This window comes from Chitinimonas sp., assembly GCF_036568685.1.
GTDB lineage: Bacteria > Pseudomonadota > Gammaproteobacteria > Burkholderiales > Chitinimonadaceae > Chitinimonas.
In genome coordinates this window covers 1-20842 of record NZ_DATCSC010000010.1, presented here as the reverse complement: position 1 = coordinate 20842, position 20842 = coordinate 1, and the positions used below count along the sequence as shown (strand labels likewise).

Annotated in this window: 19 protein-coding genes; 9 read left to right on the top strand and 10 right to left on the bottom strand. The window is 64.3% G+C overall.

The features are described 5' to 3' along the window. Positions 1–137: 137 nt before the first annotated feature. The 5 genes from rpsP to xerD all read left to right on the top strand — a co-directional run bounded on the left by rpsP (position 138) and on the right by xerD (position 3215). A complete protein-coding gene (gene rpsP, locus VIM95_RS01615) occupies positions 138–380 on the top strand; it encodes a 30S ribosomal protein S16 (protein ID WP_331982132.1) in 243 nt (80 codons plus the stop codon). Further along, a complete protein-coding gene (gene rimM, locus VIM95_RS01610) occupies positions 381–953 on the top strand; it encodes a ribosome maturation factor RimM (RefSeq protein WP_331982129.1) in 573 nt (190 codons plus the stop codon). Then, complete coding sequence (trmD, locus tag VIM95_RS01605) at positions 907–1716, top strand: tRNA (guanosine(37)-N1)-methyltransferase TrmD (RefSeq protein WP_349258171.1); 810 nt, start codon at positions 907–909, stop codon at positions 1714–1716. Before rimM ends, trmD begins: the two co-directional genes overlap by 47 nt. Positions 1717–1721: 5 nt before the next feature. Continuing rightward, the gene (gene rplS / locus VIM95_RS01600) at positions 1722–2105 is read left to right on the top strand and encodes a 50S ribosomal protein L19 (RefSeq protein ID WP_331982123.1); all 384 of its coding nucleotides are present in this window, start codon (positions 1722–1724) and stop codon (positions 2103–2105) included. 138 nt (positions 2106–2243) lie between these two features. After that, positions 2244–3215, top strand: a complete 972-nt coding sequence (gene xerD, locus VIM95_RS01595; protein ID WP_331982120.1) for a site-specific tyrosine recombinase XerD — start codon at positions 2244–2246, stop codon at positions 3213–3215. Between the two features lie 165 nt (positions 3216–3380). On the opposite strand, the gene VIM95_RS01590 is transcribed toward xerD, so the two are convergent. Next, entirely contained in the window at positions 3381–3689 is a 309-nt protein-coding gene (locus VIM95_RS01590) for a PsiF family protein (protein ID WP_331982117.1), read from the bottom strand. 130 nt (positions 3690–3819) lie between these two features. Between VIM95_RS01590 and VIM95_RS01585 the strand changes: the two genes are divergently transcribed. The 4 genes from VIM95_RS01585 to VIM95_RS01570 all read left to right on the top strand — a co-directional run bounded on the left by VIM95_RS01585 (position 3820) and on the right by VIM95_RS01570 (position 8094). Further along, the gene (locus tag VIM95_RS01585) at positions 3820–4545 is read left to right on the top strand and encodes a YebC/PmpR family DNA-binding transcriptional regulator (protein ID WP_331982114.1); all 726 of its coding nucleotides are present in this window, start codon (positions 3820–3822) and stop codon (positions 4543–4545) included. A gap of 296 nt (positions 4546–4841) precedes the next feature. Then, entirely contained in the window at positions 4842–6719 is a 1878-nt protein-coding gene (locus tag VIM95_RS01580) for an adenylate/guanylate cyclase domain-containing protein (RefSeq protein WP_331982111.1), read from the top strand. 16 nt (positions 6720–6735) lie between these two features. Next, positions 6736–7239, top strand: a complete 504-nt coding sequence (locus VIM95_RS01575; protein ID WP_331982108.1) for an SH3 domain-containing protein — start codon at positions 6736–6738, stop codon at positions 7237–7239. Between the two features lie 12 nt (positions 7240–7251). Then, positions 7252–8094, top strand: coding sequence for a M48 family metalloprotease (locus VIM95_RS01570; RefSeq protein ID WP_331982105.1), 843 nt, complete (start codon positions 7252–7254; stop codon positions 8092–8094). An 814-nt stretch (positions 8095–8908) separates the two neighbouring features. Here the strand turns inward: VIM95_RS01570 and VIM95_RS01565 are convergent. The 9 genes from VIM95_RS01565 to VIM95_RS01525 form a co-directional block, all read right to left on the bottom strand. Next, positions 8909–11617, bottom strand: a complete 2709-nt coding sequence (locus VIM95_RS01565) for a TonB-dependent receptor (protein ID WP_331982102.1) — start codon at positions 11615–11617, stop codon at positions 8909–8911. Positions 11618–11713: 96 nt separating this feature from the next. Next, positions 11714–12823: a sn-glycerol-3-phosphate ABC transporter ATP-binding protein UgpC gene (locus VIM95_RS01560; RefSeq protein ID WP_331982099.1), complete on the bottom strand. Its 1110-nt coding sequence runs from the start codon at positions 12821–12823 to the stop codon at positions 11714–11716. 228 nt (positions 12824–13051) lie between these two features. Beyond that, positions 13052–13939: a carbohydrate ABC transporter permease gene (locus VIM95_RS01555; protein WP_331982096.1), complete on the bottom strand. Its 888-nt coding sequence runs from the start codon at positions 13937–13939 to the stop codon at positions 13052–13054. A gap of 4 nt (positions 13940–13943) precedes the next feature. Continuing rightward, positions 13944–14828, bottom strand: a complete 885-nt coding sequence (locus VIM95_RS01550) for a sugar ABC transporter permease (RefSeq protein ID WP_331982093.1) — start codon at positions 14826–14828, stop codon at positions 13944–13946. 38 nt (positions 14829–14866) lie between these two features. Continuing rightward, entirely contained in the window at positions 14867–16132 is a 1266-nt protein-coding gene (locus VIM95_RS01545; RefSeq protein ID WP_331982090.1) for an extracellular solute-binding protein, read from the bottom strand. A 389-nt stretch (positions 16133–16521) separates the two neighbouring features. After that, positions 16522–17520 (bottom strand): SIS domain-containing protein, encoded by a 999-nt coding sequence (locus VIM95_RS01540; RefSeq protein ID WP_331982087.1) that lies wholly within the window; start codon positions 17518–17520, stop codon positions 16522–16524. 20 nt (positions 17521–17540) lie between these two features. After that, positions 17541–18650 carry an N-acetylglucosamine-6-phosphate deacetylase gene (gene nagA, locus VIM95_RS01535; protein WP_331982084.1) on the bottom strand — a complete coding sequence of 370 codons (1110 nt, stop codon included), beginning with the start codon at positions 18648–18650 and terminating at the stop codon, positions 17541–17543. Positions 18651–18664: 14 nt separating this feature from the next. Further along, positions 18665–19411 (bottom strand): GntR family transcriptional regulator, encoded by a 747-nt coding sequence (locus VIM95_RS01530; RefSeq protein WP_331982081.1) that lies wholly within the window; start codon positions 19409–19411, stop codon positions 18665–18667. Further along, positions 19404–20273: a BadF/BadG/BcrA/BcrD ATPase family protein gene (locus tag VIM95_RS01525; protein ID WP_331982078.1), complete on the bottom strand. Its 870-nt coding sequence runs from the start codon at positions 20271–20273 to the stop codon at positions 19404–19406. Before VIM95_RS01525 ends, VIM95_RS01530 begins: the two co-directional genes overlap by 8 nt. Positions 20274–20842 lie beyond the last annotated feature (569 nt).

Sequence of the window (20842 nt, the reverse complement as noted above, 5' to 3'; positions counted from 1 at the left end):
TCTCGCAGGAGGGCGGGTGTGCCGGGCTGCGCTAATTGCTTGAGTTGCAAGATGTTCTTGCCAGCTTTGCGACTTTGCTTGTATGATGCCCGGCTTTCTCCGTCTAACCGAAGTAATACAGTTTTAGGAACAGCACAATGGTTGTGATTCGTCTTGCCCGTGGTGGCGCCAAGGATCGTCCCTTCTTCCACGTGGTTGTGGCCGACAAGCGCTGCCGCCGCGACGGTCGCTTCATCGAGCGCATCGGCTTCTACAACCCGGTGGCCAAGGATGGCGAAGAAGGTCTGCGCATTGCCGCTGACCGTCTGAACCACTGGGTCGGCACCGGCGCGCAGTTGGCCGACAGCGTCAAGAAGCTGGTCAAGCGCCTGCCGGCCTAAGTGCCGAAGGCTGCAAACGCCGGCAACGCGCCGGCGAACCGACAACCCATCGCAGCACCCGAGGCCGGCGTTCCCGCTGACCTGGTGCCGATGGGTTTTGTCGCAGGGGCATTTGGTATCCGAGGCTGGGTCAAGGTCGTGGCCGATACCCAGTTTGCCGATAGCCTTCTGGACTACGACACCTGGTGGCTGGGCCGCAATGGCGGCTGGCGTGCCTACCGGGTGGAGGACAGCCAGGCCCAGCCCAAGGCGCTCAATGCCAAGCTGGTGGGGGTGGATGACCGCGATCTGGCCTTCAGCATGAAGGGCATGACCGTGGCCGTGCCGCGCTCCGCCATGCCGGCGCCTGAGGAGGGTGAGTACTACTGGGCTGATCTGATCGGCATGGCGGTGGTCAACCTGCAGGGCGAGGCCCTGGGCGAGGTTGCCAACCTCCTCAGTACCGGTGCCAACGACGTGCTGGTGGTGAAGGATGGCCAGACCGAGCGTCTGCTGCCCTTTGTCGGCGCGGTGGTGATCGAGGTCGATGCTGCTGCCCGCTCGATCAAGGTCGATTGGGGCCTGGACTACTGACGTGCGTTTCGACGTCGTCACGATTTTTCCGGCCATGTTCGACGCCATAGGCGAGCATGGCATTACCCAGCGGGCGCGCGAACAGGGTTTGTTCGATTTGCGCTGCTGGAACCCGCGTGACTATAGCGTGGGTAACTACCGCCGCGTGGATGACCGCCCCTACGGTGGTGGTCCCGGCATGGTGATGTTGCCCGAGCCCTTGGAGGCTGCCATTGAATCGGCTCGTAGCGCGCAGGCTGAGGCCGGGGTGGCGCGTACGCGGGTGGTGTATATGTCGCCGCAGGGCGCGCCGCTGACGCATGAGACGGTGATGCGCCTTTTGGCCGAGCCGGGCTTGATCGTGCTGGCAGGGCGTTACGAGGGCGTGGATGAGCGCCTGCTTGAGCGCCAGGTGGATGAGGAAATCTCCATCGGCGATTATGTGCTGTCGGGCGGTGAGTTGCCGGCCATGGTGCTGATCGATGCGCTGGTGCGGCAATTGCCGGGGGTGCTGAACGATGCGGCCTCGGCGCAGGAAGACAGTTTTGTGGATGGGTTGCTGGATTGCCCGCATTACACCCGTCCCGAGGAATATCGCGGCATGGCCGTTCCGGAAGTCCTGCTTTCGGGCAACCATGCAGCGATCAGGCGTTGGCGCCTGAAGCAGTCGCTGGGCCGCACCTGGTTGCGCCGCCCGGAGCTGCTGAAAGACCGCCAACTGACAAAAGAGGAAGCTCGGCTTCTGGCAGAGTTCCAGAAGGAACAAGCTTCACTACCGGAGTAACAACGATGAATCTCATCGCTAAGCTGGAACAAGAAGAAATCGCCCGCCTGGGCAAGACCATCCCCGAATTCGCCCCCGGTGACACCGTCATCGTGCAGGTGAAGGTAAAGGAAGGTAACCGTGAACGTCTGCAGGCTTACGAAGGCGTCGTGATCGCCAAGCGTAACCGCGGCCTGAACAGCTCCTTCATCGTCCGCAAGATATCCTCGGGCGAAGGCGTTGAGCGTACCTTCCAAACCTACTCGCCGCTGGTTGCTTCGATCGAAGTGAAGCGTCGTGGTGACGTGCGTCGCGCCAAGCTGTACTACCTGCGCGATCGTTCGGGCAAGTCCGCTCGTATCAAGGAAAAGCTGCCGGCCCGCAAGGTTGCCGTTGCTGCCGCCGAGTAATCGGTCAGCAAGACGCAGTATCCGGAACGCGGCTGTCGCAAGACAGCCGCGTTTTTTTATTGGCCAGGATTTTGGACGCCACGACTTTTTGACTTCACGACTTTCTGACCCCAAGGCTTTCTGCCAATAATGCGCGCCATGACCGAAGCTGCTACGCCTGATCTCGACCGCATCGACCGGTACATCGACGCCGCATGGCTGGCCGAGGGTTGGTCGGCGCATACCGCCGACAACTATCGGCGCGATCTGCGGCAATGGGTCGCCTGGCTGGCGATGCGGGCGGCGAACAGCCTGACGGCCTCGGCCGAGGATGTGCGCGACTTCCTGGCCGAGCTCGCGAGTGCCTTCGAGGCCAACCGGGCGCTGGGCGAAGCGGAGAAGCGGCGGCTGCCGGCCATGGCGCGCGGCAAGAATGCGGCATCGCGCGCACGGCTGTTGTCTGCGCTGCGCAGCTACTACCGGCACTGCCAGGAAACGGGTGCCTTGGCGGCCAACCCCTGTGCCGAGATCGATGGCCCGCATACGGTGCGGCCCTTGCCCAAGACGCTGTCCGAGGCCGAGGTGGAGGCCATCATGGCGGCGCCTGCGCTGGATGCGCCGCTGGGCTTGCGTGATGCAGCCATGCTGGAACTGATGTATGCCGCGGGCCTGCGGGTTTCGGAATTGGTCAGCTTGCCTTTGGCGGCGATCAATCTGAACGAGGGCTCGGTCAGAGTGGAGCACGGCAAGGGCGACAAGACCCGGCTGGTGCCGATGGGCCAGCCGGCCCAGGCGGCTTTCCGGCGCTATCTGACCGAAGGGCGGCCGGCGCTGCTGGGCGGGCGCGCCCATGCGATTGCCTTCCTCAATGCGCAGGGCCAGCCTCTGACCCGGCAGGGCTTCTGGTACATCGTGAAGCAGTATGCGCTACGGGCCGGCATTGCCAGCCAGCGGCTCAGCCCGCATGTGCTGCGACACGCTTTTGCTACCCATCTGGTCAACCACGGCGCCGACCTGCGGGTGGTGCAGCTCTTGCTGGGCCATGCCGACATCACGACCACCCAGATCTACACCCATGTGGCCAAGGCCAGGTTGCAGGCGCTGCACGCCCAGCATCACCCGCGCGGCTAGCGGGTCCGTCGCCCTGCCGGCCTATGGCTGCGTTACCAACCGCTCGCGGTGCTGGTGCCGCGCTACGGCTTGCGCCTTACGCTTCATCCGGCAGGCCGGCGAACGCCCTTAAAGCAAACGGCCCGCGCAAGGCGGGCCGCTGTGACGGGTGCGGGCCTGAGTGGCTTATTTCTTCAGACACTCGCTCATGAATTTCTTGCGCTCGTCGCCCTTCTTGCCGGTGGCTTCCTTGTTACACCACTTCATCTTTTCCTTCTGATCGGTGGGCTTGGCGGAGGCATCGGCGGCCGGCTTGGCCTTGAGGCATTCGCTCATGAATTTCTTGCGTTCATCGCCCTTCTTGCCTTCGGCATCCTTGTTGCATTGACCCATCTTGCTCTGCTGCTTGTTGGGGGCGTCGGCGGCGGGTGCCGGGTCGGCGGCATGGACCAGACCGAAGGAGAGCAGGGCTGCGGCGAGAAAGGCGAGCTTCATGGTGAACTCCTGTTGAGGGTAGGGGTAGGCGCAGTGTAGAAGAGCGCCCAAGCGGGGGCAAATGCAGCGGGCGGCCGCTGTGCTAAAATCGCGAACTTCCCAAGACTTGTTCTAGCAAGAGGTTTACACCATGGCCGGCCATTCCAAGTGGGCGAACATTCAACATCGCAAGGGTCGTCAGGACGCCAAGCGCGGTCAGCTGTTTACCCGGCTGATCAAGGAAATCACCGTTGCCGCGAAGATGGGTGACCCAGATCCGGCTACCAACCCGCGCCTGCGCCTGGCGGTGGACAAGGCCCTGGGCGCGAATATGCCCAAGGACAATATCCAGCGCGCAATCGACCGTGGCGCCGGCAACCTGGAGGGCGTCGACTATATGGAGACGCGCTACGAGGGTTACGGCATTGGCGGTGCGGCCGTGATGGTGGATTGCCTGACCGACAACAAGACCCGTACCGTGGCCGATGTGCGCCATGCCTTCAGCAAGTACGGTGGCAATATGGGCACCGACGGTTGCGTGTCCTTCCAGTTCAAGCACTGTGGCTACCTGATCTTTGCACCGGGCACCAATGAAGATGCGCTGATGGAAGCGGCACTGGAAGCCGGCGCCGACGACGTGGTCAGCAACGAGGATGGTTCGATCGAGGTGATCACGCCCCCGTACGACTTTGTGACCATCAAGGAAACCCTGGAAAAGGCCGGTTTCAAGGCCGAGATGGGCGAAGCCACCATGAAGCCGCAGGCGGAGACGCCGCTGTCGGGCGACGACGCGATCAAGATGCAGAAGCTCCTGGACGCGCTGGAAAGCCTGGACGATGTGCAGGAGGTCTACACCACGGCGCTGATGGACGAGTAATCGCCCGGAGGCTCTGCAGACGGTGTAACCCGAAGATAGTTGCTCTTCACCCGGCGGAGCCGGGTGCTTGCAGTCAGCATAAAATCAAAAGGTTATCGCTGTTCAATTCCACGCCCCCGCCCTCGCCGCCGCGAGGGAGCCTCGCTGACGCGAGAGGTGGGGCTTGGCGGAGCTTCTCTAGCCCGTTGTACACCCGAAGGGGGCCGCGATGTCGGCCCCCTTTGTTTTTTGGAGGCGGCGACTGGTGATAAGGTGCGCGGACTGCTAAAAACAAGGCGCCGCGCCACGGAGTCGCCATGAAACGTCTTTCCCTGCCCCGTTCCCTGCAAGCCTTCAGTTGGTGGCATGCGCTGGCGGCTTTTGCCGTTCTGGTGCTGCTGGACTACGGCCTCCTGCAGGCCAGTGCCATCGTCGACCAGCGTGGCGGTGACGTGTTGCTGCGGCTCCATGCACAGCGGCGGGCGCCCTCGAGCGAGGTGGTGGTGGTCGATATCGACCAGCGCTCGCTGGAAGAGATGAACGAGGTTGCCGGCAGTTGGCCCTGGCCGCGTTCGGTCCATGGCGAGCTGATCGAGCACCTGAACCGGCTAGGGGCCAAGGCCATCGTCTCGGACATCCTGACCAATGAGGTGGACAGCTTCCGGCTCGATAGCGACCGCTACTATATGGGCGTGCTGAGTCAGGCCAGCAATGTCTACCTGCCGCAGACGCTCAATGAGCCCGGCATGGGCCAGCCCATTGAGCGCTTCCCGCGCTCCTTCGGGATTGTGCCCACCCCCCGGGCGGTGGCAGGGGCGCGCATCCCCTTGATGGTACCGGCCGCCGCGCTACAGCCGCCCGAGAGTGCGGAACAAGCCCTGCCCTTGCCGCAATGGCAGCGCATCAAGGCCGGCTTGATCAACTTCAATGAGGACAGCGACCAAGTCGGCCGCCACTACCATGTCTACATGGAGCGGCTGGGTTGGCGCTTCCTATCGCTGCCGGCCAAGCTCGCGACCGACCTGGGCTGGCCCTTGCCGCGTGGTTCTGAGCTGCTGCTGAACTGGCGGCCGGCGCCGCCGCATGTCTCATACGCCGATGTCTACCTCGACAGCCAACGTGAGGTCTCGCAGCGGCCGCATGACGAGTTCCGCGGCAAGATCGTGGTGATCGGTGCCCGCGCACCGGGTCTGCAGGACCTGCGGGTAACGCCGCTCTCCAGCCTCTACCCGGGGGTGGATATCCTGGCGACGGCCATCGACAACCTGCGGCAGGGAGACTGGCTGCGAGAGCCGCCGCGGCAGCTGGGCCTGCCCTTGGCGCTGCTCCTCTTGCTGGGTGTGGCCTTGGCCTTTTCGCGCGGGATGACCGCAACACGGATAGGTTATGGTCTCCTGGGTGTGAATGGGCTGGTGCTGGGCTTGGCCTGGTGGGGGCTGCAGCAGGGCTGGTGGTTGCCCTTCTATGCGCCGCTGGTCTGCGGCTGGGTGTTCTACTGGCTGTGCGCGCTGCTGGCCTACTTGAAGGAGCGGCAACAGCGCGAGCGGGCGATCGGCATGTTCCAGCGCTTTCTGGACCCGCGGGTGGTGGGGGACCTGGTGGCGCGCGGCGAGATCGATACCGGCGCCAACGCCGAAAGCCGGGAGGTGACGGTGCTGTTCTCGGATATACGCGGTTTTACCACCTTGTCCGAGACGCGTACGCCGGAGGCCATCGTCTCGCTGCTCAACCGCTATTTCTCTACCCAGGTGGAGATCATTTTCCGCCATGGCGGCACGCTGGATAAATTCATCGGCGACGCCATCATGGCCTTCTGGGGGGCGCCGGTGAACGACCCGGACCATGCCCGCCATGCCATCCTGGCGGCGATCGAGATGTCGGCGGCGCTGGACCGCTTCAAGGCCGAGCTGACTGAGCTGGGTAGTGAGTTCGACATCGGTATCGGCCTCAATACCGGCCCTGCGGTGGTCGGCTTTATCGGCTCGAACGACCGGCTGGACTACACTGCGATAGGAGATACCGTGAACCTTGCCAGCCGGATTGAAGGGCAGACCAAGGGTGTGGCGCGAGTGCTGGTGGCGGAATCGACCATGCAGGCGGCTGGCGAGGCCTTCAGTTATCGTGACTGTGGCTCGCACCATGTGAAGGGGCGCGAGCAGGAAGTCCGGCTTTATGAGCCAGGGATCAAGCAATGATCAGGGAGTAGCGGGAATGAAAACTGTGTGGTGGATGCTGGCCTTGTTGGCCGGCGTGGCGCAGGCGGCCGAGAACGGCACCCTGCTCAGGGCCGCCGAGCTCAAGCAAAAGCCGTTTCTGGATGCCGAGAAGGTGGCGGACCTGGCTGCCCAGGCGCCGGTGGAGATTGTGGCACGGCAGGGAGCCTGGATGCAGGTCAAGGCGGCCGGCCAGACCGGCTGGGTGAAGATGCTGAATGTGCGCACCGGCAGCGGCGAGAGCAAGGGTGGCGGCGGTGGTCTGCTCTCGGCGGTGAATCTGTTCAAGACCGGCAGTTCGGGTACGACCGTGACCACCGGGGTCAAGGGCCTGTCGGAAGAGGACATCAAGAACGCCCAGCCCAATCATGAACAGCTGGCCAAGCTGGGCAGCTATGCGGCGACGGCCGACGAGGCGGAGAAATTTGCCCGGGCCGGCAAGCTCGCCAGCAACAAACAGATCGAATACCTGCCCAAGGGCAGCTCGGACAAGAACCGTTAGGGAGCCACGAGCATGCGCAAACTGATATTGCCGCTGCTGTTGGCAGCGGCCCTGCCCAGCCAGGCGATCGACTTTGGCAAGTTCAACCTCGACAAGGTGATCAAGGGCGCTGAGACGATCAAGAAGGCATCCGACGCCAGCCGCGATATTGCCGAGCCGGAGGAGATCCAGATGGGCGGCGAGCTGGCGGCGACGCTGCTGGGCGCCTCGCCCCTGGTCAACGACGCCGAACTGCAACGCTACGTGAACCGGGTGGGGATGTGGCTGGCGCAGCAGACGGAGCGACCGGGCCTGCCCTGGAAGTTCGGGGTGATCGACCACCCCAACGTCAATGCCTTTGCGACCCCAGGCGGCTATGTGCTGATCACCCGCGGGCTGTTCCAGCGCCTGCGTAGCGAATCGGAGCTGGCCGGGGTGCTGGCCCACGAGATGTCGCACGTGTTGCAGAAGCACCAGCTCAAGGCGATCCAGAAGGCGCTGGGCAGCTCCATCCTCAATGATGTGGCGGCGCAGTACAAGGAGAACACCGGTTCGGCCAAGGCCGACATGGTGGGTAAGCTGGTGGGCGGCGGCAAGGAGGTGTTCCTGCGTGGCCTGGACAAGGAGGACGAGTTCGAGGCCGACCGCATGGGGGTGGTGATCGCTGCGCGCGGTGGCTACAACCCCTACGGTCTGGTGGGGGTGCTGCAGACGCTGGCGGAGAGCCCCAGTGACGGGGCCTTCGCCCTGCTGTTCAAAACCCACCCGAGCCCCAACGACCGGCTGGAGCGGCTGGGGGCAGCCATGGGCGACCGGCTGGATGGGTTCGATAAGGCGGTCGATGACCTACCTCGTTTTGCGAAGCTGAAGCGGTGAACCCGGTTTGAGGTGTTTGTCGGTTCTGAGTGCGGATCAGCACCCGGCACAGCCGGGTGTTGTGCGGCAACTGATGTTCAGGCGCGCTCGCTTCAGCTGTCTTTATTGAGCCCTACTCCCCCCGCCCTCGCCGCCGCGAGGGAGCCTCGCTGACGCTCGTTCGCGACTTCTGCCGACGAAGCACGCACCCTACAAGCGCATCCTGTACCTGATTTGGGCCGGTCTCCTTGAGGCAAAAAAGAAGCGCGGCCGTCTGAGGGAGAGCAGACGGACACGCGCCAGAGAGGAGTGAACCTTGGAAGACGAGACTGCGAATTCATAAACCGGTACCACGGCGACGGTCGTCCCCTCAGACGACCGTGCCGGGTAACGCGGGGTATTGCCGGGGGAGTCTGACGACTCCCCCGTTTGTTGCGTGCTACGAATGTCTGAGCGCCCCACCCTCTCCCGTCAGGGAGGCTTCCCCGCGGCGGCGGGGGCGGAGGGGAGTGGGATAGATCAGCAAAGCCCCGCCGACTTTCCACTGCCGCCCAACGCCCGGCTGTGCCGGGCGCTGAGCTGCCGCTTGCTACGTGCCACTAGCAAATGGCGGAGCCCCCCACGTTCTCCCGTCAGGGAGGCTCCCTCGCGGAGGCGAGGGCGGGGGGCAGGGCTAAATCAGCGAGGGACCGCCGATCGCCCACTGCCGCCCAAGCGCCCGGCTGAGCGAAGTCGTTGCCACCGTCAGGTGGCTTACTACTTCGGCCTCCTCCTTGCGGGGATAAGCCGGGCGATGAGCTGCAGTTTCAGGCCTAACTGCTATTTCTACTTCCCATCAATATTTCGCGTGCAGGGTCAGGTAGTACTGGGCACCGTTCTTGTACAGCGCGCCCGGCAGGTCGCCAGCACCCGGGGTGTGGATGATGGAACGGACCATGGGGTTGTTGATGTCCTTGCCGTCGAGCGAGATGCTCAGGTTCGGATTGATCTGGTAACCCAGGGACAGCGACAGGGTCCCGATCGAGTCCTGGAAGGCCGAGTTGTTGCGGCTCAGGCCGTTCAGGAAGCCCGAACGCCAGCTGTAGGTCATGCGGGCGCTGAACTTGTCGTCTTCGTAGAAGGCGCCCAGGTTGTAGGCGTTCTTGGAAGTGCCGATCATGGTGCAGTCCGGGTTGGTCAGGGCGCCGCATTGCGAGCCTGGCGCTTTGCCGGTTTCCTTGCCGATGGTGTGGGTATAGTTGGCATTCACGCCGAAGCCGCCCCACAGCGCCTGCTGGTAGGCCAGTTCCAGGCCCTTGACCTCGGCGGTGGTGTTGACCGGGGTGGCGACCTGGTAGACCGTATTCTCGCCCTTCAACTGGTTATAGAAGGTAGCGGTGCCCGAACCATAAGTCACGTAGCCATCCAGCGACGAGTAGAACAGGCTGGCGGCCAACAGCGACTTGTTGTCGTTGCCGAAGTACCACTCGGTCGTGACTTCCGCGTTGTTGGAACGGATGGGCTTGAGGTTGGGGTTGCCGACCGTGCCGAAGCCTTGCACATCACGCAGGTCCACACCGGCCATTTGACCCAGTTCCGGGCGAGCCATGGTGCGGCTCAGGGCGAAGCGCAGGTCGAGGTTGCGGCTCAGGTCCAGCTTGAAGTTGGCACTGGGCAGTACATCGACGTAGTTGTTGATGTAGTTGCGCGGCTCGAAGCTGCCCGAGGGACCGATCTCATAGCGGGTCACGTCTTCCTTGGTGTGCACGAGGCGCACGCCGAAGTTGCCCGAGAAGCCTTCACCACCGAACTCCGCCATCGCGTAGGCCGACTCGGTCGGTTCCTTGATGTCGAACTCGGACTGGCGCAGGTGGCCATCGTAATAGGCGTACTGGGACAGCCAGCCGTTGACCGCATCCTGCGAGAAGGTCCAGTAGCCGGCGCCGTTGGCGCCCAGATCGTTGAAGGTGGTTGGGAAAGCGGTCAGGCCGTTCATCGGCAGATTCGCTACGTTGGAGAGCGCGTCCGTCGCCTTGATGCCGATCGAGGTCAGTTCGCGCTCATGACGGGCGACGCGGGCGCCGAACTTGAAGCGCTGTACGGTGCCCAGGTCCAGCTTGTAGGTGCCGTCGACTTGGCCGTAGTCCTCGGTATCGGTGGCAGTGACATGCGAGCCGTAGGTGTACGGAGTAGCTTGGTTGCCGCCGATGGAGAACTTGTCGGCGCCGGGGGTGTTGTAGATCACGGCTTGGTCTACACCGCGAATCTGATAGCCGCCGCCGGTCCAGGGCATCCACACGCCCAGTGCGCCGGAGACGGTGTTGCCAACACCCTTGGAAGTACCGAGCTTGCCGGCGAGGGTGAGCTTGTCGTTGACGCGGACCTTGCCGTCCAGGTTGACGAACTGCGACTTGCTCTCGGCGATCGGGCGGGAGAACTCTTCCTGCACCGCGCTGGAGAGACCTGCGCACGGAGCACCACAACCTGCGGGACTGTTGATGTTGAGGGAAGTCAGAATGCCGCCGGCAGCCGAGCCGGTGATATTGCCGGTTGGGTATGGGCGATCTGCGTTGCCGCCGAACAGACCAACCGATTGCATGAAGTTATGGTTGATATTGGGTGCATCGAGGTGCGAGTAGAAGCCGGTGACGTCGAAGGACACGTCGGCCGAGGGTTTGAACTGCACGTCGATCAGGCCGCCATTGCGGGTGCGCTCCTGTTCGAACCAGGCGGTACCGCCCAGGTAGCTGGTCACGGTGCCAACTGAACCAGGGATAGCGTTGGCAATGGGGGAGTTGGCCACTACCTTGTCGTACCAGATCTGGTTTTCCTGACCAGCACGGCTCAGGGTGCGCTTCTCATGGAAACCCTGGACCAGTACCCCGATGGTGCTCTGGTCGTTCTTCCAGGCGAACAGGCCGTTGATTTGCGGGTCGGTCTTCTTGGAGTTTTCCGAGTAGACGCCGCCGATGCTGACCTGGCCGTTGATCTGGTTCTTGAAATCCAGCGGCTTGCGGGTCTGGATGTCCACCACGCCCATGGCGCCGCCTTCCAGCAGGTCGGCCTGGGAGCCCTTGTGCACCACCACCTGGCCGATCAGCTCGGACGGGAACAGCGAGAAGCTCACGCTGCGGCCGCCGTTGACGATATTGTCGGCAAACCAGTCGCCGCTCGACACGGTGTGACCATTGAGGGTGGTCAGGGTCAGGGCGAACGGAGTGCCGCGCAGCGCAACGCGGTCGTTCTCGCCGAAGCTGCCTTCGCCGGCGCCAGCCGCTGCGACATTGACGCCGGCCACACGCTGCAGCGAGTCGGCGACGTTCTTGTCCGGCATCTTGCCCACGTCTTCGGCGGTGATCACTTCGACGATGGAATCGGCATTGCGCTTCTGAGTCAGCGACTGCTTGAGCGAGGCGCGGATACCGGTGACGACCACCGCTTCATCCTTGGCCGGGGCTGCGTCGTCGGCGAAGACCGGGACGGCTGCGCCCATCATGGCGAAGGCGACCGCCAGTGCGACGGGCCTTGGTTGGTGCTGCTTTGCAAATACCCTTTTGTTAAACATGCCGCTCTCCTGTGGTTTAGATAGGTACAACATTGCTGCTGGAACAAAGCAGCCGACCCTTGCCTCCTACTGCTGCCAGGCCGGCTTGTACTGAGCTCAGGCGCCGACCGCGCGCCCGGCCAAGGTTTGGCCTGCGGCATCGAACAGATGGCAGGCTTCGAATTCGGGTTTGAGGAAGACGCGTTCGCCACGTGCCGGCGCGATGTCCTTGCTCGGCAAGGAAAAGGCGATCTGTTGATCGATGCCGGCGGCGCGGGCGTAGACGATCTGCTCACCACCCAGGTGCTCGACCAGGTCGACCTCGGCGGGGATGGTGTTGTCGGCGGCCTGTGGCTGCCAGCTGATGTGCTCGGGACGCAGGCCCAGGGTGATGGCGCTCTCGAGCGCCAGCGGGCATTTCTGCGGTACACTAATACCGGTATTACCGGCCAGGGTGAGGCGGCTGCCGGCTGCACTGCTCTCAGCGAGGCGGGCGGGCAGGAAGTTCATCTTGGGCGAGCCCAGGAAGCCGGCGACGAACTGGTTGGCCGGGTGCTGGTAGAGCTCCAGCGGGGTGCCGACCTGTTCGATGCGGCCACCGTTGAAGACGGCGATCCGGTCGCCCAGGGTCATGGCCTCCACTTGGTCGTGGGTAACGTAGACCATGGTGGTGGCGAGGTCCTTGTGCAGCTTGGCGAGCTCGATGCGCATTTGCACGCGCAGCGAGGCGTCGAGGTTGGACAGGGGTTCGTCGAACAGGAAGACGTCGGGCTTGCGCACGATGGCGCGACCGATGGCCACCCGCTGACGCTGGCCGCCCGAGAGGGCCTTGGGCTTGCGATCGAGCAGGTGGGTGATTTGCAGGATGTCGGCGGCGCGCTGTACGGCTTCGTCGATCTCGGCGCGGGACTTCTTGGCGAGCTTGAGGCCGAAGCCCATGTTCTCGCGCACGGTCATGTGCGGGTACAGGGCGTAGCTCTGGAACACCATGGCCACGCCGCGCTTGGCGGCGGGGACATCGTTGACCTGGCGCTGGCCGATGCTGAGCGAGCCGCCGCTGATGTCTTCGAGGCCGGCGATCATGCGCAGGGTGGTGGTCTTGCCGCAGCCCGAAGGGCCGACGAAGACCATGAACTCGCCGTCACGGATATCGAGATCGATGCCGTGGATGACGGTCGGACCGTTGTCGTAGGTCTTTTGCAGGTTGCGCAGCTTCAATTCGGCCATGGCCGTATTCCTTCGTTTTTCGCCGCCGCGTGCCGGCTCGGCGGGCTGGTGCTGCCCGGATTTCGGGCAAAAAGCGTCCTTGACCGCCTTGCCTGGGCAAGGCGGCGTCATTGCTTGCTACTGCGGGAGCGGGGCATCTAGCCCAAGTCGGTCGGCCTGCTAGTCAGCGTTCTCCAAGGGCACCGGTGTGGTGCCGCACATTGCAATCCGTTTGCTATCCATCGCCATCTATTTCACCGCGCCGTCAAAGCCACGCAGGAAGAAACGCTGCGTGAAAAGGAAGACGATCAGCATGGGCAGGATGGTCAGTACTGCGCCGGCCGCGACCACGCGGGTCTTGGAGCTGAAGGCGCTGGACAGGTACTGCACCCCCACGCTGAGCGGGAAGTTGTCGGGATTGGTCATGACCACCGAGGGCCAGATGTATTGGTTCCAGGCGCTGACCATGGTGAGGATGGTGAGCGCACCCAGGGCGGGCTTGGCCAAGGGCAGCATGATCTGCCAGTAGATCTGCCATTCGTTGGCGCCGTCGATGCGGGCGGCGTCGATCAGATCGCCGGGTACGGCCTCGAAGGCCTGCTTCATCAGGAAGATGCCGACTGCACCGGCGAGGTTGGGCAGCACGACACCGGCGATGGTGTCGACCAGGTTGAATTTGGCGATGGTGATGAAGTTGACCAGGAAGTTGATCTCTGCCGGCAGGATCATGGTGGCGATGATGGCGCCGAACACGATGCGCTTGCCGGCGAATTCCATGCGCGCCAGCGGGTAGGCCGCCAGGCTGCAGATCACCAGGGTGCCGACCACGGTGGCGGCGGCGATCAGGACGGAGGTCTTGTAGAAGGTGATCAGCTTGATGGTGTTGAATACCTCGATGAAGTTGTCGAGGCTGGGATCCTGTGGCCACAAGGGTGGCGGGAAGCGGTAGATGTCGCCGGTGGTCGAGAGGGCGGTGACCAGGGTCCACCAGAAGGGGTAGACGGTGATGACGGCGAGCAGCGACAGCAGCGCGTAGTGCGGCAGGTGGCGGCCGAGGCGGCGCCACACGGCACGGGTGCCACTGGCCTGGGCCAGGGGCTGGGGAGTCGGCAGCGACATGGTTTGGACTTTGCTCATCGACTTATTTGTTCTTGGGCTGCAGGTAGCGGAAGTTGAGCCAGGCCAGGGCGATACAGACCACGGACATGACGAGGCTGGCGGCGAGTGCACGGCCGAACTTGAGTTCCTGGATGCCGAATTTGTAGGCGTAGAACAGCACGGTATAGGTCGACTGCGAGGGGCCGCCGTCGGTCATGATCTGCACTTCCTCGAAGGCCTTCACCGCGGCCAGCATGGACATCAGCGAGCACAGCAGGATGGTGGGCGAGAGCAGCGGCACGGTGATGCGCCAGAAGCGCTGCCAGGCGTTGGCGCCGTCGAGCAGGGCGGCCTCGTACACATCGGCCGGGATGGATTGCAGGCCGGCAAGGTAGAGCACCATGTACCAGCCCAGGCCGCGCCAGATGGTGACGAACATGACGGCGAACAAGGCCACGCGGTCGTCGGTGAGGATGCCGATGGGCTGGTCGATCAGGTGCAGGAACTGCAGGGTGTGGTTGAGCGCCACGGTCAGGGCACCACCGTCGGCGCTGTACATGAAGTTCCAGATGATGCCGACCACCGACACGGCGGTGACCACCGGCACGTAGTAGGCCACGCGGAAAAGCTTGATGCCGGGCAACTGGTTGTTGACCAGCACCGCCAAGAGGATGGCCAGCACCTGGATGACCGGTACCACCAGCAGGTAGAGGGCGGAGTTCTTGAGCGAGACCGTGAACAGCTCTTCGCTGAACAGGTCACGGAAATTCTCCAGCCCAACCCAGACCGGAGCATCGATCAGGTTGTACTTGGTGAAGGCGATGTAGGAGCCGAAGCCGACCGGCCAGAACGAGAACACCAGCAGCAGCGCGAGCGCGGGTGCCAGGAACAGGTAGGCGGTCAGTGTACGGTTGCGGGCGTGGGCCACGTCGTTCTCACGGTTACGGTTGCTGTTGCATGGGGGGCTTAGAGCGCGCCCAGTTTCTTGTTCCAGAAGGCGGCCGCTTCATCGAGCGCCTGCTGGGTGTCCTTGCGGCCGGTGACGGCCTGCTCGACGGCGCTGGAAAGCTTGGTCGAGAGCAGCTCGGCGTCCTTCACGCCGCTCAGATAAATGGTGCGGACGTATTCCAGGTTCTGTACTGCGGCGATCACCCCCTTCTCGGCGGCGCCGGCATCGGGCGGGGCGGCGTGGAAGTAGGCGTGGGCGGCCGCCTGGCGGTTGGTCGGCAGGGTGCCGGCCAGCTTGGCGAAGGCCAGCTGGTTCTCGGCATTGGTCAGGTAGCGGGCCAGCTTGCCGATCTCCGGCAGCAGCTTGGGGTCGACGTTCTTGGGTACCACGTAGGTGAACTGCCAACCGCCGGCGGCGACCTTGCTGGGGCTGAGCGGCACTGGCGCGACGGCGGTGGCCTTGTAGATCTCGGGGGCGTCGTCGCGAACCCGACCCAGGGCAGCAGGCACGGTGACCAGCATGGCCATGCGGCCGCTGTTGTAGGCCGCCATGGAGAGCTGGAAGTTGTCCTGGGCGAACAGGCCGTCCTTGAGCAGGGCGCCGCTGCGGTAGGCGGTGGCCAGCTTGTTGACGAGCGCGACATGGGCCGGCGAATTGAACACGGCGCGACCGTTGCGGATGACGTCCAGACCTTCCTGGCTCATCAGCCCCTCGAGCTTGGTGGGGCCGAGGGTAGGCGCAAAGCCGGCCACGCCGGTCTTGGCCTTGATGATGCCGGCGAGGCGCAGCTGTTCGTCCAGGGTCTGCGGTGGCTTGTTGGGGTCGAGCCCGGCCTGCTTGAACAGGGCGGTGTTGTAGGCGATGACGTTGGCGCCGTTATAGAACGGCACGGCCCAGGTCTTGCCTTCGAAGGTGACGTCCTGCACCGCGCCGGCCAGGTACTGGTTGCGGTCGATGAGCTGGTCCACCGGCTGGATCAGGCCGTTGAGGTGGTATTCATAGGCCCAGGGCACGTCCATATTGGCGAGCACGGGGGGGCGGCCGGCGGCGATGGCAGCGGTGAACTTGGGGCGGATGACGTTCCAGGGATAGTCGATCCACACCACTTCCACATTGGGGTTGGCGGCGTTGTAGCGGTCAACGAGGTTCTTGAAGTACGGGTCGAACTTGGGCGCCAGGCTCTGGGTCCAGAATTCGAGGCGCGGCTTGTCCGCCATGGCCCTGTCGCTCAGGGCAAGGCCGGCCAGCAGCATCAGCGCTTGCGTCAGTTGTCTCCACTGCATGATACGTAAGTCCCGTAGTACTTCGTCTTCAGCCGGGTGCGCATGTGCACCACCCACTCCTGCGCCGTGGCTCATAGGCCGGGCGTCATTTAGAAAGCTGTGCTCGCGTTTTTCGTTGGGTCGCGAGCGCGAGAGCGTGTCTTGAGCTGGCAAGCGATGGGTAAGGAGTTCGTTCGGCGCTGGCGCCCGGAAAACCGTGCGCTTGCTGCCGGGTAAGCCTGAAACAGCCAGCGCTCCCCGTGTCGAATTCCTACCCCTTCGCCCCACCCTCCGGCGGGGAACCTCGCCGTGCTCGCCAGGGCCTGAATTCACGCCTGCTTTCGAGCACTTCAGTTCAGGGCACGCTCTTTACTGTCTGTTGCTTGCTGCGGTACTGCCGGTCTGCCGACTTAGCGGGTCAGCGTGACCTTGTTCAGATGGCGCGGTTGGTCCGGGTCGAAGCCGCGGGCGCGGGCCAGCGCCTCCACCATGGGGTAGAAGGCTGCGACGGCGGTGATCGGGTCGAGCTCGGCGACCGGTGCGACCGGCAGGGTCAGCTCGCGCTCGGCCACGTCGGCCGGGGCGGCCAGCAGCACCTTGGCGCCGCGACCGCGCATTTCCTCGGCCAGCTTGATCAGGCCGGCTTGCGCCGCGCCGCGCGGGGCGAAGATGAGGAGCGGGTAGCCTTCGTCGATCAGGGCCATGGGGCCATGCTTGATCTCGGCGCCGGAGAAGGCCTCGGCCTGGATGGCGGCGGTCTCCTTGCACTTGAGGGCGGCCTCCATGGCCACCGGCAGGGTCAGGCCTCGGCCAACCACCATGATGCGGTCGGCGTCCTTGAGGGCTTCGACCCCGGCCGACCAGTCCGCTTCCTGGGCTTGGCGCAGGGCATCGGGCAGGGCGGCAAGGCCTTTGAGCAGGGCTTCGTCGTCGGCCCAGTGGGCGACCAGGCGGGCGCCGGCGGCGAGGCTGGCGATATAGCTCTTGGTGGCGGCAACGGCGTACTCGGGGCCGGCTTCCAGCGGCAGGGTCCACTCGGCGGCTTCGCCCAGCGGCGAGGCGGGGTCGTTGACCAGGGCAACGGTCTGGGCGCGGCCTTCGCGAAAGCGCTTGATCGGTTCGACCACGTCCGGGCTGCGGCCCGATTGCGAGATGGCAACTGCAACGGTACCGGCGACGTCCAGCGGGGCGTCGTACATGGTGACCAGCGACATGGGCAGGGACAGGGACAGACGGCCCAGGCGCAGCATGGTGAGATAGGCGAGGTAGGCGGAGGCATGGTCGGAGCTGCCACGGGCCACGGTCACCAGCGCATGCGGATCGGTATGGCGCAGCCGTGCGCCGAGCTCGGCGTAGCGGGCGTCCTGCTTTTCTGCCTGGCGGGCGACGGCCTCGGGGCCTTCGCGCATCTCTTTCCACATGCAAGTTGTCACTGCTGCTCTCCGGGAATCAGCTCGCCTTCGACGTAGACGGCCTTCAGTTTCAGGTTGCGATCGAACACCACGATGTCGGCATGGGCGCCGACCTTGAGCTGGCCGCGGTCGCTCAGGCCCAGCATCTCGGCCTGGTAGGTGGACAGCCGGCGGGCGGCGTCGTCCAGGTCCAGGCCCAGACCGACCAGGTTGCGCAGGGCTTCGTCCAGGGTCAGGGTTGAACCGGCCAGGGTGCCATCGGGCAAGCGAACGCCGCCCATGCACTTGGTGACCGTGTGGCGGCCCAGCTTGTAGTTGCCGTCGGGCATGCCGGCGGCAGCGGTCGAATCCGTGACGCAGTAGAGCTTGGGGATGGCGCGCAGGGCGGCCTTGATCGCACCCGGGTGCACATGCAGGAGGTCGGGGATAAGCTCGGCGTATTCGGCGTGCGCCAGGGCAGCGCCGACCATGCCGGGTTCGCGATGGTGCAGGCCGGTCATGGCATTGAACAGGTGGGTGAAGCTGGTGGCGCCGTGCTTGAGGGCTTCCACGCCGTCTTCATAGCTGCCCAGGGTGTGGCCGAGCTGGACGCGGATGCCGCGCAACACCAGGTCGCTGATCAGCTCCATGTGGCCTTGTACCTCGGGCGCCAGGGTCAGTACCTTGAGCGGGGCCAGTTCATTGAAGCCGGAGATCTCGCTGAGGATGCCGTCCCGGGCGAAGTTGGGCTGGGCACCGAGCTTGCCCGGATTGATATAGGGGCCTTCCAGGTGCACTCCGAGCACGCGCGAGCCACCGGCGGTACGTTGGGCGATGGCGCGCTGTACCCCGTTGAGCGCGTGTTCGATCTCGCGCTTGGGGGCGGTCATGGTGGTGGCCAGGAGGCTGGTGGTGCCGTGCCGGGCATGGGTGCGGGTGATCACGTCGAGTGCATCGGCACCCTCCATCACGTCCCGCCCGCCACCGCCGTGCACATGCAGGTCGATAAAGCCGGGCAGCAGGATATCGTCGGCATTGCTGGCCGGATCGAGCGGCGCGCCGATGATGCCGACGACACGGCTGTCAAAAGACAACTGACCGTGTTGCCAACCGTCGGGAGTGAGGATGTTGCCTGTGAGGGTAAGCATTGCTGTACGTTCGCTTAGCGGCGCAGTTCTGCGACAAAGTCGTAGTAGTCGTTGCGGCAGTAGGAATAAGTCAGTTCGACCGGCAGCCCACTGTCCAGGTAGCCGATACGGGTGATCATCAGCATGGCGCTGCCCGATGGGATGCCGGCCAGTTGGGCGATCTCGTCGCTGGCGTTGACCGCCTTGATGTGCTGCAGCGCGCGGGTGACCGGGGTGCCGCGGCCGTCCAGATAGGCGTACAGCGAATCGCCTACCGAGCCGGGATCGGGCAGGTAACGGCTGGGCAGGGTCGAGGTTTCGACGGCCATGACCGTGTCGTCGGCCATGCGCAGGCGCTTGAGGCGGGCCACGGTGGCGGCAGGCGAGAGACCCAGGCGCAGGACTTCTTCCTGGCTGGCGATACCGATCTCGCGGCTGAGCCAGCGTGAGGCTGGGGCGAAGCCGCGGCTGCGTATCTCTTCGGAGAAGCTGGTCAGGCGCGACAGCGGCTGCACCAGGCGCGGTGCAATATAGGTACCGGAACCCTGGCGACGGACGATCAGCCCTTGCTCGAACAGAATGTCCATGGACTTGCGGGCGGTGACGCGCGAGATTTCCAGCATGTCGCACAGCACCCGCTCGCTGGGCAGGGCTTCATCGGCCTGCCAGAGGCCGGTGGCGATGGCGTTGGACAGCTTGTTGGCGACCTGCAGATAGAGCGGTGTGCTGCTGTCTGCGTCCGGCTTGAGTGCGAGCAGCGCGTTTTCGCGTGCCTTATCCATGTAGGCGACCCCGTATCAGATGCAGCGCGCCGGTGGCTGAATCGCCTTGCGAGGGGCGCGCGCGGTTGAGTAGCGCCGGGGGCAGCCAGGCAGCGAGTGCCTCGGCCAGACCGCCACACAGCGCGAGAGGCAGGCTGTGGTTGGGGTCGAGCGCATCGGCGATGGCGGCGACCTCCACACCTGCTTGGGCCAGAATGGTATCAGCCGCCGGATCGCTCGCGGCGGTTTGTATAACCAGTGGTGTGAGTTGTGCGTAAGTGGTCTGAGTTGCAGCGCCCAGCCAGCTGAAAGCGGCGTCGACGCTACCACCCCAATGGGCGATCACTGCCTCGGCCAACGGGCCGCGCGGGGCTCGACCGTCGAGGGCTTTTTGCGCCAGCTGGGCGGCGCGCAGGCCTATCCAGGCGCCGCTGCCTTCGTCGCCGCTGGGGAAGCCCCAGCCGGAGGCGGTACGCTTGTCGTCACCGCCGAACCAGACCTCGCCGATGGTGCCGGTGCCGACCGCGACGATGGCGCCAGGCTGGCCGCCGTGGGCGCCCAGGAGGGTGGTGAAGCCGTCGGTATCGAGGGCGATGTGGGCATAACCGGGGGCAGCGCGCAGAAAGGCCTGCGCCCAGCCGGCGTTGTGCACGCCGGCGAGCCCAAGGCCAATGGCGCAATGCACCGGGCTGTAGCTGACGCCGAGCTCGGCGAAGGCGCTGGCGGCGGTGGCCTGCACGGCCTGCCAGGCCGGCTCGATGCCTAGCCCGAGACCGGATGGGCCGCCTTGCGCACGCTTGAGCTCCCGACCGTCGCGATCAGCCACGACCACCCGGGTACCGGTGCCGCCGCCATCCACGCCGATCAGATAATCAATGGACATCCTGCTCTTGCTCCCTGGAGGCCGTGTCGTGTACCGCGCCGGCCTTGTTGGATTGGTTTGATACCAATTGAATACAAGATCAATTCAATACCACTGTAAAACCGCTGTCAACGAATGGTCATCTGATTTGCGCAAGTGTGTGCGCCATGACACACAAAACAGGCAAATAGCTTTGGGGTGGTTTAGCGGGTGGTATTGCAGTGCTTGTCGTTGAAATGCAGCAGCCAGGCCGATGCGGCCATGTACGGTAGTGTTTTGAAGGCGGTGGGACTTGGAAACGTAGTGGTTTGTAGTTTGTGAGGCGAGTGTTGCGGGTGTGGTGCTGGGCTCGGCGGGGCGGGGCCAGCAAGTGGTCCGGTTGGTGGTCCTATCCACTTTGAACGCGGAGGCACATATACATATATGCGGCGAGGCACCCCGGCGGTCGATACGGCGCAATGCCCTTCGGGGATTGCGCCCTTGTATTGTCACACCTGACGGAGTAGCGCTCCGTCATCGAGTCCCGGACGCCGTTTGCGCCCTTGAACAGTCAGTTCGCTCCGTAGATCCCACGCCGGGACTCATCCTTC

Coding starts and splice junctions, on each gene's coding strand:
- rpsP (WP_331982132.1), top strand. CDS start 138: ATGGTTGTGATTCGTCTTGCCCGTGGTGGCGCCAAGGATCGTCCCTTC.
- trmD (WP_349258171.1), top strand. CDS start 907: ATGCTGCTGCCCGCTCGATCAAGGTCGATTGGGGCCTGGACTACTGAC.
- rplS (WP_331982123.1), top strand. CDS start 1,722: ATGAATCTCATCGCTAAGCTGGAACAAGAAGAAATCGCCCGCCTGGGC.
- xerD (WP_331982120.1), top strand. CDS start 2,244: ATGACCGAAGCTGCTACGCCTGATCTCGACCGCATCGACCGGTACATC.
- VIM95_RS01590 (WP_331982117.1), bottom strand. CDS start 3,689: ATGAAGCTCGCCTTTCTCGCCGCAGCCCTGCTCTCCTTCGGTCTGGTC.
- VIM95_RS01585 (WP_331982114.1), top strand. CDS start 3,820: ATGGCCGGCCATTCCAAGTGGGCGAACATTCAACATCGCAAGGGTCGT.
- VIM95_RS01580 (WP_331982111.1), top strand. CDS start 4,842: ATGAAACGTCTTTCCCTGCCCCGTTCCCTGCAAGCCTTCAGTTGGTGG.
- VIM95_RS01575 (WP_331982108.1), top strand. CDS start 6,736: ATGAAAACTGTGTGGTGGATGCTGGCCTTGTTGGCCGGCGTGGCGCAG.
- VIM95_RS01570 (WP_331982105.1), top strand. CDS start 7,252: ATGCGCAAACTGATATTGCCGCTGCTGTTGGCAGCGGCCCTGCCCAGC.
- VIM95_RS01565 (WP_331982102.1), bottom strand. CDS start 11,617: ATGTTTAACAAAAGGGTATTTGCAAAGCAGCACCAACCAAGGCCCGTC.
- VIM95_RS01560 (WP_331982099.1), bottom strand. CDS start 12,823: ATGGCCGAATTGAAGCTGCGCAACCTGCAAAAGACCTACGACAACGGT.
- VIM95_RS01555 (WP_331982096.1), bottom strand. CDS start 13,939: ATGAGCAAAGTCCAAACCATGTCGCTGCCGACTCCCCAGCCCCTGGCC.
- VIM95_RS01545 (WP_331982090.1), bottom strand. CDS start 16,132: ATGCAGTGGAGACAACTGACGCAAGCGCTGATGCTGCTGGCCGGCCTT.
- VIM95_RS01540 (WP_331982087.1), bottom strand. CDS start 17,520: ATGCGCGAAGGCCCCGAGGCCGTCGCCCGCCAGGCAGAAAAGCAGGAC.
- nagA (WP_331982084.1), bottom strand. CDS start 18,650: ATGCTTACCCTCACAGGCAACATCCTCACTCCCGACGGTTGGCAACAC.
- VIM95_RS01530 (WP_331982081.1), bottom strand. CDS start 19,411: ATGGATAAGGCACGCGAAAACGCGCTGCTCGCACTCAAGCCGGACGCA.
- VIM95_RS01525 (WP_331982078.1), bottom strand. CDS start 20,273: ATGTCCATTGATTATCTGATCGGCGTGGATGGCGGCGGCACCGGTACC.